The organism is Acinetobacter sp. 1130196, assembly GCF_000588095.1.
In the GTDB taxonomy this organism is placed as follows: Bacteria; Pseudomonadota; Gammaproteobacteria; order Pseudomonadales; family Moraxellaceae; genus Acinetobacter; species Acinetobacter nosocomialis.
In genome coordinates this window covers 1-2047 of sequence record NZ_JFWX01000106.1, presented here as the reverse complement: position 1 = coordinate 2047, position 2047 = coordinate 1, and the positions used below count along the sequence as shown (strand labels likewise).

General features: G+C 37.7%; 3 protein-coding genes and 1 pseudogene. 3 read left to right on the top strand and 1 reads right to left on the bottom strand.

The genetic code is table 11. From position 1 onward, the window contains the following. From J671_RS24525 to J671_RS24515, 3 genes and pseudogenes are all read left to right on the top strand, one after another. Window positions 1-401 (top strand): annotated as a pseudogene (locus J671_RS24525) (phage antirepressor protein); the annotation flags it as partial. A gap of 2 nt (window positions 402-403) precedes the next feature. After that, the gene (locus tag J671_RS24520) at window positions 404-691 is read left to right on the top strand and encodes a hypothetical protein (RefSeq protein ID WP_031982912.1); all 288 of its coding nucleotides are present in this window, start codon (window positions 404-406) and stop codon (window positions 689-691) included. Beyond that, window positions 688-939 carry a hypothetical protein gene (locus J671_RS24515; protein ID WP_000141159.1) on the top strand — a complete coding sequence of 84 codons (252 nt, stop codon included), beginning with the start codon at window positions 688-690 and terminating at the stop codon, window positions 937-939. The genes J671_RS24520 and J671_RS24515 overlap by 4 nt, the downstream gene beginning before the upstream one ends. Here the strand turns inward: J671_RS24515 and J671_RS24510 are convergent. Then, on the bottom strand, window positions 905-1864 hold the full coding sequence (locus J671_RS24510) for a tyrosine-type recombinase/integrase (RefSeq protein WP_000190203.1): 960 nt from the start codon (window positions 1862-1864) through the stop codon (window positions 905-907). The two genes, J671_RS24515 and J671_RS24510, sit on opposite strands and share 35 nt — an antisense overlap. Window positions 1865-2047 lie beyond the last annotated feature (183 nt).

Genomic DNA, 2047 nt, shown 5'->3' with positions numbered 1-2047 from the left:
CTCTGCAGGTCGCTAATAATGTGATTCTTCGCAAGACTCAAGAATTACAGCAAGCTCGGACTGAACGCGACCATGCTATTACAACCAAAGCGGAAATTGGTAGTCGCCGAGAGGCTACAGCCATGGCAACTGCATCTAAGTTTAAGCGTGAAAATGAAGACCTTAAGCAGAAATTAGGTGAATCCATTTCTTTCGCAGCGGTGGCCTCAATCAACACAAAACTCAAAACTAACTTTGGAAATAAAGAAGGTCGCCTGCTCTCTAAATATAGTCGTGAGCACCATTTAGAAATTAAAAAAGCGACTGTACAGGGTCAACGCTTCTCCGAAGTAAATTCATATCACCGAGATGCTTGGCTTGCAATTTTTAACATTGATTTAACCTCAGTTTTTGGAGCGTAACTATGAAACAGCCATCTAAACTTATGTGTCAACTAGGTTCATTATCTCGTGGACTGGATAAAGAAAATTCAGAGTTTGAGCCAAAGTCACGCGATAAACTCGCTTTAAAACTGAGAAAGGTTGTAAAGAGTGCCCAAAAACTCGAAGCACAGGAGTTTGATTTGTTCTGTCGTATTAATGGGGCAAGGGATATTGTTTTGGATCTTATGGATGGCTTAGGTCTTAAGAAAGGCGCTGAGATTGAAAAGCAATTAATTCTTATTCTTGAATCATTGGATGGTGTGGAATGACAGAAGTTAAATTTGTTTCTATGCCTGCATCCGAATTGGCTCAGGTCATCGAAAAGGCATGTGAGAATGCAGTAACTAAAGTTTTAGCAGCCCAAGGCGATGAGCTGCTTAACATTACGCAATTATGTGAACGTATACCGGGCTTATCCTACCATTCATTTAAGAAGCTAGCCAAAGAACATAGATTCAAAGATATAAAAGGCCGTTATTCGCTTACGGCTGTGAAAGCCGCGCTGCAATCTCACTAGATGTGGGATTGTAGTAAATCATCGCACGCCGTGGATTACTCCACCCAAACATTTTACACAGATCAAGCAACGGGATTTTTAAAGCAATTTTTGTTGCTGCAGTATGGCGACTATCATGGAAAGTAAAACCTTCTAAACCCGCTTCTAATTTAGCATCACGAAATTCATCGGTTGCATCATCGCTAGTTATACTAAATACATACCCTTGCTTTTTTGGGCCGATGGATTTAAAGATTTCTACCGCTTGGGAACTTAAAGGCACTTCCCTTGCACGACCATTTTTTGTAAGGTCTAAAATTAAATAGCTTTTACTCAATCTAATTTTTTCCCATTTCAGATTGCAAATTTCTGAAAGTCTCATTCCGGTTTGTAAAGCGATTAAAAAGATATAGCGCATCTCAGTAGATAAGAAAGGTAATAAAATTTCTATTTCTTCATCACTAATTACACGTTCTCGATGCGGTGATTCTGAAGGGAACTTAATTTCACGTAGAGGGTTCACTGATAGCCATCGCTTGACCTCAATGCACCAAGTGAAAAAAGCTGACAGCAAAATAAACTCACGCCTAATCGTGGCACCTTTAACATTTAAAAGCCTTTGCTCACGCCATTCTGTTAAGAAGTCTTTATTAACTTGAATGAGCGGCTGATCTACATACATGGCTTTTAATAAAAAGTTTATTTTTCTTCGTTCTTTTTCATAGCCACGTTTATTAATAGAGACAGTATCACGGTACTCAATTAAGGCATCTTTAAATATAATATGGTCGAAAATCTCTAACTTTTCATTCTTTAATCTTACTTCTGTTTCTTGCGCCCACTTCTTTGCATCGCGCAAAGTATCAAATGTTTTTGATTTAGCCGGATGCGGCTTAATTCTAACGGTAGCTGTCACTCTACCATTGCGTTTTTGAAAGGTCGCCATTGTTTAAAATCTTGCTGCACTTTTGTTGCACTTGATTTTAAATTCTATGCAAATTGAATTGCAAGCAAATTAAATATAATTCATAAGTCATTGTTTTTTATAATTATTAAACAAATGAAATTTGATTAAATTTAATAAAAAGCGCTCCAAAAGGAGCGGTTGTTACTTATATAAATCAGTAGG